We start from the raw sequence: 12,544 nt of genomic DNA on the forward strand, positions 1-12,544 counted from the left end.
ATATTTTGAAAAATTATCACACATTTTTGTAAATTATGTAAATAGTAGGGATAAAAAAGATCTCGAAACTTCGAGACCTAAAGATCACATCCACATTCATTTGAAATCTGGGTATTTAACACAATCTGTTGCCCATTTTGCTTAGCTGTATCAAATAAGAGGCGAACCGCTTTCCACACTAGATCATCAGGTCCTTTAAAAATCGTACTCATAGATCCTACTTCTATCGTTAAACCTTCTTCTTTTAACGGTTTTACAGCATCTAAGGCTTCTACAATCACTTGGTCAAACTCTTTTGTAGCCAACGGGTAAAGAGCTACCTGACAGGATATCATCATTTCTCCTCCTTATCCCAGCGAACGGCAAAAAAGCCTGCCTGTTCTGCTTGTAATTCCTGTTTTTCTTTTTCTTGCTGCCACGCATCTTTTTCATTAAATTCCAGAACGGGTGGTAAATATAATCCTTTTTTAATCGTTAAAGGATAGGGTAATAAGTCCTCTAGTTCTTTCTCTGTATAAAGATGTGCCTTAGCAAATAAATTGTTTGGATCTTCTATTGCTTTTTGTCGATATAATTCTCCCCATGGGCTTTCCTTTGTTAATAAACCAACTACTAACCGACCGTTTGGATTTAGGACTCTCATCGCCTCGCGTAAAACCAATTGAGGTTGATCCATAAATTCTATCGCTGTAACAGAAATCACTAAGTCAAAACTATTACCAAGAAATGGTAGATAGTGAGCATCACCTAAGTTCCAATCAATCGACAACTTCTCCGCTTCCGCTTTTTCTTTGGCCACCTTCATCATTTCTACTGATTGATCGATGGCTGTTACATTTAACCCTTTCCTAGCAAGCCATAATGTATAGGTTCCAGTGCCAGAACCAATATCTAACACTTTCTCACCTTGTTTTGGACTTGCTAATGATTCAATCAATTCCTTTTCAACCCTATCGACAAAGTTGCCAAGCTTTGTTTGATACCAAGTATCATAATCTTTTGCAAAAGCATCAAACCATGCCATTTATTTACCTCTTTTCTTAATCATTTTCTAATTTCTATAAGTATACAAAAATAGAGAAGGAAAGGTAAAGTAAATCCTGGAAAGACGGGTCACTATAGTCTGAAATCCTGTTTCCCAGCTTGAGATGATTTTACTCCAAATCGATTCTTCTTTTGTAACAAATGATCCCTGATCATCCTGTTCTAAAATCAAGTAGGTCATTTCCTCATTCCAGTGAATGTTCTTTTGAAAAACTTGGATGGCAGGTATCAATGGTATATACCATTCTTGTCCGATTCGTTTTAGTTCTTGACCTCTTATCATAAGCGAAGTATTTTCTTTGTATAGTCTTATGATTTTCGTCCGTTCATCCACCATTACTCTTGTATCAAGAAGGATTGGAGCCTGTTTTAAAGGGAGCCACCACATCTCATCTTGATAAGAATAAATGACCTCTCCAATCTTCTCGTAATAAGGTTCAACCATCCAAACATCAACGAGTTTATCCTTCTGCTCTTCTTTTTGCTCTACTTCTGCAATTTTTTTCTTTTCCACTTCTCTAACGAAAGTGTCTCTAATTTCAAATTCATTATTTCTCTTCCATCTTGTTGCCGTTTCGGGTTGGATAATCGGTTCTACTTGTTCAGATAACGCTTTAAATTGATATCCTTTCTCCTTGTAATATTTGATGATCGATGGTAAGGCTCCTACTGTATTTACGTGTGACTTGCTATCATGCATGAGCACGATTAATTTTTTGGTCACTTTTGATTGTTTTACAGTTGCAATGATTTCCTTAGCGGGTACACCTATGCGTTTGGAATCTCCACTATCTACATTCCAATCATAGACCAAATAATCTGCTTGATCCATAAAATAGAAATAAAAACTATCCCAGTTCTTATAAGTCCCTCCTGGTGTTCGAACCAAGGAAGTACGAATCCCTGTGATATCGTAAATCACTTTTTCTGTTTTCTGAATTTCTTGCCAAAAATCTGAGAAACTACTGTACAAATTTTTATACTGATGGGTATAGGAGTGATTTCCAATCGAATGTCCTTCTTCCACAATTCTTTTGATGATTTTTTTATTTTGTTCTGCTGCTTTACCTACGACAAAAAAGGTTGCTTTTATTCCTTCCTTTTTTAAAATATCTAATACCTTCGGAGTTAATTCACTTGGCCCATCATCAAAGGTTAAATAGACCGTTGCTTTTTCCTCTTCTATAAAATTTCGTTCCTTTAATATTCGCTTTCCTGATAATAAGGTCTGATAGATAGGATCAGCACTTTCAGCTTGTCCTATTGTAGGAAAGTAGAAAAAGATTTGTGAGATAACAAGTATTAGGCTAATAAGACACTTCTTTTTAAAGACCATTATTCTTCCCCCTTTGATGTTCTATTACATGTATATGGGGCTAGTCCTAAAATAGAAGTTAAAAAAACCTAATATACTGGTGTGTATATTAGGGACAAAATAGTGTAAATAATGGTTCTTTATCTATTTCTGATTCTATCATTTCTTTTAATTTATAAAGATCTTTTGGCTTCAAATCTTTTTTATCAAAGTAACGAATCGACCGGCTATAGAATCTTCTTGGAAAAGCTAAATAGGAGAAAAAAATCTTCCATTCATCATCAGTGATTGGACGAGATAATTTTGATTGATAACCATTTAAAAATGTAAAGACCATCTGAGTATCCCAGTGGTAGGGTTTTGCATGATGTTCAAGAAAATGAGCAAGATCTTTAACACGTTCTGCAAAAGCTAATGTTTCAAAATCGATAAGCCATATTTCTCCTGCTTCATCTAACATGATATTTCGAGATTGTAATGCTCCGTGACATAAAGCGGCTGATTCAGGATAGAACTGTAAAAGTGCATGATAGTCAACATCTTTAATATATTGGTATGCAAGTTCGTTTCGCTTAAGCAGAAAATCCAACATTTGTTTTTCCAATGAATTGAAGGATTTATACAAAAATTTTTGATCCCATTCGAAAAGTTTTTGATATGAATGTTGAAGAAAATCTGGCTGTTTTCCCCATTCAAATCTATCGCTATCTTGTTTGGGTCTAATTTCTAATGTTGCATGATGAAAGTCAGCCAAGGTCTCTCCAATTTTTTTTACATATGGATAGCTTTTATTGGGGATTTCTTCTAGATCAAGCCATTCCTCCATAAAATAATCTTTTTTCTCATACTTGATTAAATAGTTTCCTTCTTTTGAACGAAGAAAATTAGGAATTTTTGTATAACCGTGATCTCTAATCTTTTGAAGATAATTCGCAATCAACGGCAGATCAGTTAATTCTTCAGCACCTTTAAATCCAAATAATCCAACAGACGTGTTCACTTTATAGACAGCCCGAACTTTTACCATTGAATGAACTTTTAAATCGTAATGTTTCTCAATCAGTGATTTTATTATATCTGGTGAAAGATCAACATTTGCAGAGAGCATTGAAAACATCCCTTTTATGACAATTTTTGCGTGCTTTCATAATCTTGTAAAAGCGTCATATCCCTTGGTAAAGGGCGTAATTCATTCTATGTGTATTCATCCACTTTTGCTCCTGCAATCATTCCATGGGCTGATAAATAGTCTAATATTTGTTGAACTGCATCATTAGGAGAAAGCTGATCAGTATCAATAATCATTTCTGGATGATTTGGTTCTTCGTAATAATGAATGGTAGAAGGGTATCTTGAATATTTAGCCAGTTGATCTCTTTCTAACCTTGTATTCAAAGAACATCTTAAATAGATCTCTACAAAATCATCAATTTCGTTACGAGCAGTCTCTCTCATTTTGCGCAAACGTCCTACAGAAGAAATCAAGACAATAATACAATGTTTATACAGAAGTTTTGCCACATAGATAATATTCGTGGATTTCTGCTTTTGCCTGATAAACCAGTCAGAACTTAATTCTTTTGTTAATGAACGAGGTACTTCATCACTATCAATTCGTTCTACATCATAACCTTTTAATTTTAATTCTTTTTCCAACAATTTGCTTATCGTTGTTTTTCCCGCATTGGGTAAACCGGTGAACCAAATCACTAGCCCTTTTTGCATAGTTATTCACTTCTTTTCCATATGATTGTTAATTTAAATTATTCATCCAAAGATAAATTGGATTGGATTAGAACCCTTTAGAGAAAAGAGGTGTAGAAAAAGGGCATTATCTTCCCTTTAGAAAACCTTTCATTTGAAGATATTGCATAATCAAATTTACACTTTCATTTGGTTGCTTGTGATTTGTATCAATGACAACATCAGGATTATTAGGTTTTTCGTAATAATCAAAATAGTCACGATGAGTTTGATATTTTTTTCAAAATCACGTTCTAATCTTACTTCTAATGGGCAAGTGAGATAAATTTCAATAAAATTAGGTACTTGCTTTCTCAACAGTTCTCTCCATTCACTAAACCTTCCTACGGATGCAATAAGGACAAAATAGTTATTATCATATAATAAACGAGAAAGAAAAGATATATTTTCAAGTTTTAACCTTTGCCTTTCTTCCCAACGATCGGCTTGAGGTTTAATAATGGATAAAGGTAGTGTATCGCTGTCTAGTCTATAACAACGGTATCCTTTTTGTTGCAATTCACTGAAAAGTAATTTTGATAATGTCGTTTTTCCCGATTTGGAATGTCCGGTAAACCAAATAATAAGTCCTTGTTGCAATGTTTGTTCCTCCTCGCTATTAAACACAAAATGGAATTGCTCCGTTGCACTTATACTTTTCTAAAGTGAGAAAAAAGAGTGTAATAAAACCACTCCTTGGTTTTATTACACTCTTTAAATTGATTCATCTATTAGTTCAATTTGAACAAGATAACCAGCATGTTTTTTGATATTGATCACTCCGGAATCCAAAAGTAAATACTGTCCTTTAATTCCAAGTAAACGGCCTTCAATTTTGGATTGCTTATCCAAAGTTAGAGAAGAAATATGTTCTAGGGTCTCGAGTATAGGATAAATAAATGCATGGATTTGTTCAACTTCTAATAAATAAGGGTGGAATTCTTCAGGAATCTTTTCTCGTATCTCCTCTCTGATTTTAAAAAGATCCTTTTCTGCAATTTCTCCTTTTAGCATCTTTCGCCAATTGGTTTTATCTGGCATAAACTGGGATAAATAAAATTCCAATTCACCCGCCATTTTTCGTGTAGGAAGCTCAGCAATTGGGATTGACTGAACCGCTCCTTGATCTACCCAACGTTTAAAAGCATTTGTCTTTCTTGTTAACCCTACTTTCACATCACTGCTTAAAGCCAGATATACATAATGAGGCACCATACAATGATCTTCTGCAAACGATTCATCACGACAAGTACCTTGATCAAAATGGCACTCATGTGGCTTTACGATACATAGGTCATTTTGTGGTAACTTGACAAAACACGGATAACAGGAACCATTATTATATGATTTCTTGATTTTTCTACCACAATGAATACAATGGATCTCATTTTGATAGCTTAGTTTCATCTGTTTTCCTATATATGGATTTAAATGAATATTTTCTTCATTGATCTGTAAGAAATATTGAACGGGTTCCTCTACTTTATGTACCAGTTCTCTCAATTCCCCGCTGACTTTCAATAGATTAACTCCTCTCAATTATAACTTCTTTTTTTGAAAAACTTTGTTTTCTGTTCCTTCCATTAAACGCTTAATATTTGAATGGTGGCGGAAAATAATAAACAACACAAAGAATACCCCTGCTAATTTAATTGATATAGATTCCTCTACAATAAAAAGAGAAATCCCTACTGTTATCGCTGCAAACATGGATGATAACGATACAAATTTAGTGGTGAATAAAGTAATGGCAAAAGCAATAGCACCAAATAAAACGGTTAAAGGATTCAAAACAAGCATCACTCCGGCGCTTGTCGCCACACTTTTCCCCCTTTGAATTTGGCAAAAATTGAATAAGAATGACCAAAACTAGCTGCCACACCTGTTAAAGCAGCAATCGTTTCTCCACCAAGGTAAAGGGCGATCCCTGTGGGAATTACGCCTTTTAGAATATCAGCAATCGAAACCAAAAAACCCGCCTTTTTACCCATAACGCGGAAGGTATTCGTGCCACCAATATTTCCACTACCATGTTTGCGAATATCGATATTTTTCCTTTTACCTACGATTAAAGCAGAGGGAATAGATCCTAACAAATAACCAATGATCATGGCCAAAAATACATCCATATGATTCTCCTTCAGCAAATGCATACTTTAATACCATAATAGCAAAAATTTAATTATTTTTCATCATGAACAAATTGGACATTCACAGTATCAGTGCGATTTGTTTTTAAAATAGGAACTCTAATCACTAATAGACCATTTTGGTACCTAGCATGGATTCGTTTACTATCAAATACGACTGGAATCATCACACTTCTTGAAAAGTTTCCTAACTTTCTTTCTGATTTTATGATTTCCTTTTCCGAAAAATCGTAATTTGATCGAACCTCCCCTTCAACCGTTAGTCTTGATCCAGCAATTTTAATCTGAAGGTCATTTTTTTAATTCCCGGAATTTCAAAGATAAAGAGCATCTCATATGGCTTTTGGACAATATCCATCGGTACGGATCTAGAAAACCTTTTGTCAAAATTTGCATCCTCACCCATAACTTTTCCATTCTTAAATACTCGATCAAAAAACTGCTGATCAAAGGGATTATTCTCTCCAAAAAAACCTTCAACTAAATCTTTATCTTTAAATATATCCTCTTGAAATGGATTGTTTTTTATAAAATCGAAAGGATTAAATGCCATTTTACTTCCTCCCTTAAGCATTTCTATATCAATCTATGCAATTGTTGAATAAGGGGGAACCATTATTTCTAAATAGACATATAGTAAATCATGAGAATTTTTATGGGTATTCAACTATTTGATAAAGTAAAGGATGTTTGCATATGCCTTCAATCGTAGGAGGAGTGAAAATAAACAGCGTAGGTACTGGTGGAATTGTCAATATTGGCGATGCCTTATACCTTTCGCCAAAAGTTACTTCAAAATCCTATGCAGGTTCTGGATCCTTTAATACTGGGGATTTTTTGAATACCAATAATGGGTTAAGCAATACTAATACACTTGATAATGATTTACTAGAAGCAGATAACCCTGTTAACACTTAGTAGGGGGGAATCGTCATGAATCTTCATGTGAACCAAACGATTATTATTCATAATATAAGAATAAACAGTATTGGAAATTCATCGGTTTTTCAAATTGGAAGTGCGGGAATTATCAAGCCATTATCACAGCTTTACAATACAGGTGGATTTACTGAACCAGTTCCAGAACTTCGACCACCTCAAGCTCCTTGGTCGCAGTTTCCTCATCCAACCTATTAAATTTTTGTCTTTAGGCTAACACCTAACTTTAATTAGGTGCATAAAATAGGGAAAACAATGTAGGGGGATGTATATGCATGACAACTCAGATCTATATGAATATGTTCAACATCTTTATTCCCATGTAAAAGGTCAAAACGATCGTATCAATCAATTAAATGCTTTGCTCTTACAATTGCAAGAACAAATGGAAGTAATAAAAAAAGACCGTCAAATAAACATTGAAAAAATTGAGTATAAATTTGATCAATTAAAAATTGAAACCCTTGAAGGAACCTTAAATATTGGACTCACTCCTAATGGTTCAGGCATGTTTGAAGAACTAGCAGTCAATCAACAAGTTGCTGAAGATGTCAAAGTTTATTCGACAAAACACGCTGATCTTTTTACACAGATCCAAGAGTCTGTTCTACAGTATTTAAATCATGATGTTTTTAAAGACATCAATCAAATCGAACAAAAATACTTTCGTACAATAGAAAGTGATCAACAAAGACAAATGGTGATCGAAGATATCAAAAAGCAAATGGATGAACGTATCCATCTATATCTAAATCAGTATAAAAACTGGGATAAAGAAAATGAACAAGAAATCGAAAAAAATATCGTCAATCAAATCATAGGAAACATTAAACAAGCGATTGAATATTATATTCAAAACTTACCGCCAAAGGAGAATAAATGATGAACTTTTTTGTCGTCAACCGACAGCTCTCAGTAGGAAATATAAAAGTTATTGGTGTTGCTATTTCTTCTGTCTTTCTAGTAGGAGACACTGAAGTGATTAGTAGTTCTGCGATCTTTGATACTCCACCAGAGGCTGTACAATACTTGCCACTAGTGCGCCTATAATGTAGGAATGATGAATAAACGAATATCAGTCGTTAATAGCGTGAATGTGAAGCTTATGCTTTTTGGATCGATTCTTCAGGTGGGTGATAGTCGTTTTATTACACCCCGTGCTAATGTATTTGCTGTACATGGAGAATTGCCTTACTTTGATGGTCAAGAAGACAATCTATCAAGATATCCCTTATATACAAAACCTATACCTAAAACAACCATCATAGAGCCTTTACGAATGAAGATCAACAATGAATCTCCGTATATTCAAGTGGGAAACATCAAAGTGAATGGAATATCCACATCAGCAATCGTTCAAATTGGTTCTAACCATCGGATCGATGTAGAATCACGTGTAAAGCATGTTCGAATATTATTACCAAGAGTACCTAACAATCAGTCTTAGGTACTATTTTTATGCGTTTTTCGCCCATTTTTTTAAAAATGGTTGTCTAGCCTAAGCCATTAAAGCTTGATTGTCATAAGTTAGTATTAAGACACCTAGCAAACAGCCAAGGAAGGAGCTGTGATCGATGCAGTGGAGTCTTAGACACCTTCTTCTCTTTATACTAACGCTCATTGTTATATTCTGGTTTATATTTCCTGAGGAGTTTATGTGGAAAGGCTAATCACCATTTTTGGAAGGGTAACCTTTCAAAAATAACAAGGGCTCATCAACCTCACAAAGAAGAAAGCCGAATGAGATCGGCTTTCTTCTTTCATGTGTTGATTCCTATTATTTTTTTGTAAGAACAGTTTTGCCATCATATCTTGAAATGCAGGATTTTTAATGATTTCAAAAATATTGATGTTTTCAAAGGGGTTTTCTTCTTGGGAATGATTTCTTTTTTCTGATGTGTCCTCTTCTTCATTATCATCATTATTCTGCATATTACCGAAAAAAGGTAACATAAATGGTGGTGGGGCAGGTTTTTTTACTTTATTCTTTGGTGTCTCCCCTTGAGAAGTTCCATTTCCACCTCCAGATAAATTTACGTTTGCTAAAGCTTTAACTACCTCTCGAAGAACACCATTATCCTTAAATGCCATAACCACAGTATGAGCAACACTCATCCATTGTTCTAATTGCCTAGCCATCACCGACAATTCTTTTGTTAATACTCTCATATCATCTATTTTCCCGACCAAATCAAAATTTTTTAAACGAAATCCTTCTGGAAATAATGCTGGTAATTGACTATTCGGCTGCTCATCGATCACTAATGTTCTGGGGGTTCTTTTTTGTCTTGGTGTCTTTGACGATTGTTGTGACTTGCTGTTTTTATGATGGGAACTCACTTTTTGACTCCTCCTCTAATTCCCTTTTCTAAAGACTCTCATTATATGCTATGACCCAGTATGGGTGACGTTTCGCCCAATTGTTTACAAACAACTATTGTTTACGCCCAATTTTCAATTTTTAAGCATTTATAGGCAATATCCCATCACAGATTTCAGCCTTCTCTAGTAAGTTATTATATAAGGGAGGTATGCATTGTGGCAGAACAAAAACCAACAAAAAAGGATTTTGTGGATTTAATTAATACGGTAATGGGTACAAATGTCATGACTGAAGACCAGCTCACCCGTTTTTTAAATGAAGCAAAACATGTAAAGGATACAAGTGGTACAGAAGGACTTTTAGAATACGTACAAAGGGTAACCAATGCACCAACAAGTAAAGATCAATTAAAAAAATTAGCGAATCAAATTCAGCAAACGGGAAGTGCAGGGGCTGCTCTTGATTTCTTAAAAAATGAAAATCTATTAACAGAACAACAAGCAAGGAAATTAAACAAAGCCATTGAACAAACGGCAAAGAAGAAGAAAAAAAATAGAAGGGAGTTATTAAAATGACTCCTCATCCCTGGCACCCTCATCTTTTTTTAAGACAATGGATTGAAGATCAGCGGGGCAGACGGAATCAACAATATGAGCATAAAATTCTGTTTCTTAGGCCAAACGCATCAGCACGTGCCTGTTACCGTGATTTACGTCTTTGTCGAATTCGAAACCTGAAATATCTTAAACACCTACATGCTTTTGTTGGGTTGTTCCCTAAAGATTATCCATCAAGTGCCTTTAGGAACCATCCAGCCCTTTTTCAAGTTGAAGAAGACATTGATGTGCAAATCTTTATTCCTGTGAAAGGGAAAGTGACACCAAAGGCACAAGTTGTTCCATGGGGGATTCGAAGAATCGGAGCAGAAAAGGCATGGTCAAAAACGCAAGGAAAAGGGGTACGCGTTGCTGTACTTGATACAGGGATTGCTTATGACCATCCAGATCTACACAACAATGTCAAGGGTGGAGTCAATATTCTAAATCCTCTTCTTCCACCCTATGATCACAATGGACACGGAACACATGTGGCCGGTACAATAGGTGCGGTAAATAACCAGTTTGGTGTAGTAGGTGTTGCACCAAAAGTAGATCTTTATGCAGTAAAAGCCTTTAATAAAGACGGTACTGCAAAACTGTCTGATATTATTAAAGCCATTGACTGGTGTATTGGCAATGGCATACAGATTATTAATATGAGCTTTGGTTTTAATGAACCCAGTGCTTCTTTTAGGGAAGCGATTGCTAGAGCCCATCAGGCAGGTATTATTATGATTGCAGCATCTGGGAATAAAGGTACAAGGGGACGGCTAGAATATCCAGCACAATTTGAGGAGACCATTGCTGTAAGTTCTATCAATGAACAGGATCAAATTTCAAAATTTAGTACGATTGGCCCGAATATTGATTTAGCTGCACCCGGGGAAAAAATCACCTCTACTTGGTTGAACGATTCCTTTAGAGAATTAAGCGGAACCTCGATGGCTGTTGCTCATGTTTCAGGCGTTGCTGCCCTGATGTTAAGCAGATACCCGAATTTAACGCCTCAACAGCTTTCTTACATGCTAAGACGCTCAGCAACAAGGCTTAAAGATTCCTCATCCTTTGCCCAAGGTTTTGGCGTTGTCAATGCTTCTGTCCTCGCAGAAAGAGCCGTTGGAGAATAATCCAATGGCTCTTATATATTAGTTTTCCTTCTGTTTATGCATCTTTTTACTAATGTACTAAAGATCCCAAAAAATGCAAAAGAAACGACAACGACTCCAATTAAGTAGAACAAACTTTGTGGAGAAATATGATTAATGAAGCTTCCCCCTAGATAAGGCCCAATAATACTACCAACCCCAAAATGAATGGTAGCGATGATATTGGCAGTTGGAATCAATGCTGGTCCGATTAGATCGGCCACATAAGCTAAGCCCAATGAATACAATGATCCGACTAGCCCGCCAGCTAACGTAAAGATGATATATAAAAGAATCGTGGTATGAAACATAGGAACGAGGGCAAAAAGAATTCCTCCACTAAAAGTAGCAAGAATTAAGACTTTTCTTCTCCCGATATAATCACTTAATGTACCAAGCGGAAGCTGCAAGATTAAACTACCGATCACAAAAGCAGATAATAGTTTAGAAATAGTTGAGAGCTCTAGTCCTGTTCTCATCCCATAGATCGGAAAGATAGAGTTAAGTGTAGATTCTAAAAAGCCATAGATAAAGAATGGCATTAAAGCAACCCCTGCGATCGCATACACCTTCAGATAACGCTTCTCTACATGAGTTTCTCGGCCTAATTTCGGCTTTTCATTTTGTAACCGTAAGATCGGAATAAGAATAATGAAAAAGAGAAGCACGGAAACTGCAAAAGGTACCCATTCTCCATAAGGGAGTAACATTAATCCTAATGGTCCAGCAGCAAACCCAATCCCATAGGAAAGACCATAAAGCGAAATACTCCTTCCTCGTTTATTAGCAGCCACTGTTGAAGTAATCCATACCTGTGTAGCAAAATGAAGGGCATTGTCCCCAATCCCAACAAGAAAACGTAAAAGAATCCAAAAATAAAAGTTAAGCCATAAGGGAAATAGGATCATGGATCCGATTAACAAACTCATTCCAAACAAAATAATCGGTTTATACCCAAATTTCCGTACAGGTGCTTCCATAAAGGGTGAAGCAAGCAGCATTCCTACATAAAGAGCTGCAGAACTTAGCCCGTTGAAATCAGCTCGAACCCCTTGGCGATCTAAGATTACAGATAATAAAGATAATAAAAGTCCCTGACTAAAGCCAGAAATACTAACGGTTGCGACTAAAATAAAAAAACGTTTTTGAAAACCTTTAGTATGATGGTAAGCTATAGCTGCTTCTGACATGAAGAATACTTCCCCCTTCTAATTACACTCTTTCATCTTATAAGAAAGAAAAGGGTTAATCAACTCTGTATATTTAACATGTACAATATGATAGAA

The 12,544-nt window shown here is 35.5% G+C and carries 18 protein-coding genes and 1 pseudogene; 7 read left to right on the forward strand and 12 right to left on the reverse strand.

From position 1 onward, the window contains the following. Nucleotides 1-77 precede the first annotated feature (77 nt). From U473_RS09730 to U473_RS09770, 10 genes and pseudogenes are all read right to left on the reverse strand, one after another. Complete coding sequence (locus tag U473_RS09730) at nucleotides 78-335, reverse strand: YkoF family thiamine/hydroxymethylpyrimidine-binding protein (protein ID WP_068725794.1); 258 nt, start codon at nucleotides 333-335, stop codon at nucleotides 78-80. Next, nucleotides 335-1,024, reverse strand: coding sequence for a class I SAM-dependent methyltransferase (locus U473_RS09735; protein ID WP_068725796.1), 690 nt, complete (start codon nucleotides 1,022-1,024; stop codon nucleotides 335-337). Before U473_RS09735 ends, U473_RS09730 begins: the two co-directional genes overlap by 1 nt. Nucleotides 1,025-1,051: 27 nt before the next feature. Beyond that, nucleotides 1,052-2,380, reverse strand: a complete 1,329-nt coding sequence (locus U473_RS09740; RefSeq protein WP_068725798.1) for a polysaccharide deacetylase family protein — start codon at nucleotides 2,378-2,380, stop codon at nucleotides 1,052-1,054. Nucleotides 2,381-2,468: 88 nt separating this feature from the next. Then, nucleotides 2,469-3,467: a phosphotransferase gene (locus U473_RS09745; RefSeq protein WP_068725800.1), complete on the reverse strand. Its 999-nt coding sequence runs from the start codon at nucleotides 3,465-3,467 to the stop codon at nucleotides 2,469-2,471. Between the two features lie 86 nt (nucleotides 3,468-3,553). Beyond that, entirely contained in the window at nucleotides 3,554-4,084 is a 531-nt protein-coding gene (locus U473_RS09750; RefSeq protein ID WP_068725803.1) for an adenylyl-sulfate kinase, read from the reverse strand. Nucleotides 4,085-4,240: 156 nt separating this feature from the next. Next, nucleotides 4,241-4,702, reverse strand: a complete 462-nt coding sequence (locus U473_RS09755) for an adenylyl-sulfate kinase (protein WP_068725805.1) — start codon at nucleotides 4,700-4,702, stop codon at nucleotides 4,241-4,243. A gap of 114 nt (nucleotides 4,703-4,816) precedes the next feature. Continuing rightward, nucleotides 4,817-5,623 (reverse strand): DUF2797 domain-containing protein, encoded by an 807-nt coding sequence (locus U473_RS09760; protein WP_068725808.1) that lies wholly within the window; start codon nucleotides 5,621-5,623, stop codon nucleotides 4,817-4,819. An 18-nt stretch (nucleotides 5,624-5,641) separates the two neighbouring features. After that, nucleotides 5,642-6,231: pseudogene (gene plsY, locus U473_RS09765) on the reverse strand (glycerol-3-phosphate 1-O-acyltransferase PlsY). 53 nt (nucleotides 6,232-6,284) lie between these two features. Continuing rightward, on the reverse strand, nucleotides 6,285-6,536 hold the full coding sequence (locus tag U473_RS14350; protein WP_082732484.1) for an Hsp20/alpha crystallin family protein: 252 nt from the start codon (nucleotides 6,534-6,536) through the stop codon (nucleotides 6,285-6,287). Next, the gene (locus tag U473_RS09770; protein ID WP_068725811.1) at nucleotides 6,512-6,805 is read right to left on the reverse strand and encodes a hypothetical protein; all 294 of its coding nucleotides are present in this window, start codon (nucleotides 6,803-6,805) and stop codon (nucleotides 6,512-6,514) included. Before U473_RS09770 ends, U473_RS14350 begins: the two co-directional genes overlap by 25 nt. A 143-nt stretch (nucleotides 6,806-6,948) precedes the next feature. Between U473_RS09770 and U473_RS09775 the strand changes: the two genes are divergently transcribed. The 5 genes from U473_RS09775 to U473_RS09795 all read left to right on the forward strand — a co-directional run bounded on the left by U473_RS09775 (nucleotide 6,949) and on the right by U473_RS09795 (nucleotide 8,638). After that, on the forward strand, nucleotides 6,949-7,170 hold the full coding sequence (locus U473_RS09775) for a spore germination protein (protein WP_068725813.1): 222 nt from the start codon (nucleotides 6,949-6,951) through the stop codon (nucleotides 7,168-7,170). A 15-nt stretch (nucleotides 7,171-7,185) separates the two neighbouring features. After that, on the forward strand, nucleotides 7,186-7,389 hold the full coding sequence (locus U473_RS09780; RefSeq protein ID WP_068725821.1) for a spore germination protein GerPB: 204 nt from the start codon (nucleotides 7,186-7,188) through the stop codon (nucleotides 7,387-7,389). 73 nt (nucleotides 7,390-7,462) lie between these two features. Continuing rightward, nucleotides 7,463-8,074 (forward strand): spore germination protein GerPC, encoded by a 612-nt coding sequence (gene gerPC / locus U473_RS09785; RefSeq protein WP_068725823.1) that lies wholly within the window; start codon nucleotides 7,463-7,465, stop codon nucleotides 8,072-8,074. Continuing rightward, complete coding sequence (locus tag U473_RS09790; protein WP_068725825.1) at nucleotides 8,074-8,241, forward strand: spore gernimation protein GerPD; 168 nt, start codon at nucleotides 8,074-8,076, stop codon at nucleotides 8,239-8,241. Before gerPC ends, U473_RS09790 begins: the two co-directional genes overlap by 1 nt. Before the next feature lie 10 nt (nucleotides 8,242-8,251). Further along, complete coding sequence (locus tag U473_RS09795; protein WP_068725828.1) at nucleotides 8,252-8,638, forward strand: spore germination protein GerPE; 387 nt, start codon at nucleotides 8,252-8,254, stop codon at nucleotides 8,636-8,638. A gap of 248 nt (nucleotides 8,639-8,886) precedes the next feature. On the opposite strand, the gene U473_RS09800 is transcribed toward U473_RS09795, so the two are convergent. After that, a complete protein-coding gene (locus U473_RS09800) occupies nucleotides 8,887-9,531 on the reverse strand; it encodes a hypothetical protein (RefSeq protein ID WP_068725830.1) in 645 nt (214 codons plus the stop codon). A 198-nt stretch (nucleotides 9,532-9,729) separates the two neighbouring features. On the opposite strand from U473_RS09800, the gene U473_RS09805 reads away from it, so the two are divergent. Both U473_RS09805 and U473_RS09810 read left to right on the forward strand, forming a co-directional pair. Beyond that, complete coding sequence (locus tag U473_RS09805; protein ID WP_068725832.1) at nucleotides 9,730-10,089, forward strand: hypothetical protein; 360 nt, start codon at nucleotides 9,730-9,732, stop codon at nucleotides 10,087-10,089. Continuing rightward, nucleotides 10,086-11,240 carry a S8 family peptidase gene (locus U473_RS09810; protein WP_068725835.1) on the forward strand — a complete coding sequence of 385 codons (1,155 nt, stop codon included), beginning with the start codon at nucleotides 10,086-10,088 and terminating at the stop codon, nucleotides 11,238-11,240. The genes U473_RS09805 and U473_RS09810 overlap by 4 nt, the downstream gene beginning before the upstream one ends. Before the next feature lie 11 nt (nucleotides 11,241-11,251). On the opposite strand, the gene U473_RS09815 is transcribed toward U473_RS09810, so the two are convergent. After that, entirely contained in the window at nucleotides 11,252-12,448 is a 1,197-nt protein-coding gene (locus tag U473_RS09815) for an MFS transporter (protein ID WP_068725837.1), read from the reverse strand. Nucleotides 12,449-12,544: the final 96 nt, after the last annotated feature.

Source organism: Tepidibacillus decaturensis (genome assembly GCF_001561915.1).
GTDB classification, from domain to species: domain Bacteria; phylum Bacillota; class Bacilli; order Tepidibacillales; family Tepidibacillaceae; genus Tepidibacillus_B; species Tepidibacillus_B infernus.

What these genes read in the sequence shown, in the direction of transcription:
- U473_RS09730 (WP_068725794.1), bottom strand. Translation starts at nt 335, where the DNA reads ATGATATCCTGTCAGGTAGCTCTTTACCCGTTGGCTACAAAAGAGTTT.
- U473_RS09735 (WP_068725796.1), bottom strand. Translation starts at nt 1,024, where the DNA reads ATGGCATGGTTTGATGCTTTTGCAAAAGATTATGATACTTGGTATCAA.
- U473_RS09740 (WP_068725798.1), bottom strand. Translation starts at nt 2,380, where the DNA reads ATGGTCTTTAAAAAGAAGTGTCTTATTAGCCTAATACTTGTTATCTCA.
- U473_RS09745 (WP_068725800.1), bottom strand. Translation starts at nt 3,467, where the DNA reads ATGCTCTCTGCAAATGTTGATCTTTCACCAGATATAATAAAATCACTG.
- U473_RS09750 (WP_068725803.1), bottom strand. Translation starts at nt 4,084, where the DNA reads ATGCAAAAAGGGCTAGTGATTTGGTTCACCGGTTTACCCAATGCGGGA.
- U473_RS09770 (WP_068725811.1), bottom strand. Translation starts at nt 6,805, where the DNA reads ATGGCATTTAATCCTTTCGATTTTATAAAAAACAATCCATTTCAAGAG.
- U473_RS09775 (WP_068725813.1), top strand. Translation starts at nt 6,949, where the DNA reads ATGCCTTCAATCGTAGGAGGAGTGAAAATAAACAGCGTAGGTACTGGT.
- U473_RS09780 (WP_068725821.1), top strand. Translation starts at nt 7,186, where the DNA reads ATGAATCTTCATGTGAACCAAACGATTATTATTCATAATATAAGAATA.
- gerPC (WP_068725823.1), top strand. Translation starts at nt 7,463, where the DNA reads ATGCATGACAACTCAGATCTATATGAATATGTTCAACATCTTTATTCC.
- U473_RS09790 (WP_068725825.1), top strand. Translation starts at nt 8,074, where the DNA reads ATGAACTTTTTTGTCGTCAACCGACAGCTCTCAGTAGGAAATATAAAA.
- U473_RS09795 (WP_068725828.1), top strand. Translation starts at nt 8,252, where the DNA reads ATGAATAAACGAATATCAGTCGTTAATAGCGTGAATGTGAAGCTTATG.
- U473_RS09810 (WP_068725835.1), top strand. Translation starts at nt 10,086, where the DNA reads ATGACTCCTCATCCCTGGCACCCTCATCTTTTTTTAAGACAATGGATT.
- U473_RS09815 (WP_068725837.1), bottom strand. Translation starts at nt 12,448, where the DNA reads ATGTCAGAAGCAGCTATAGCTTACCATCATACTAAAGGTTTTCAAAAA.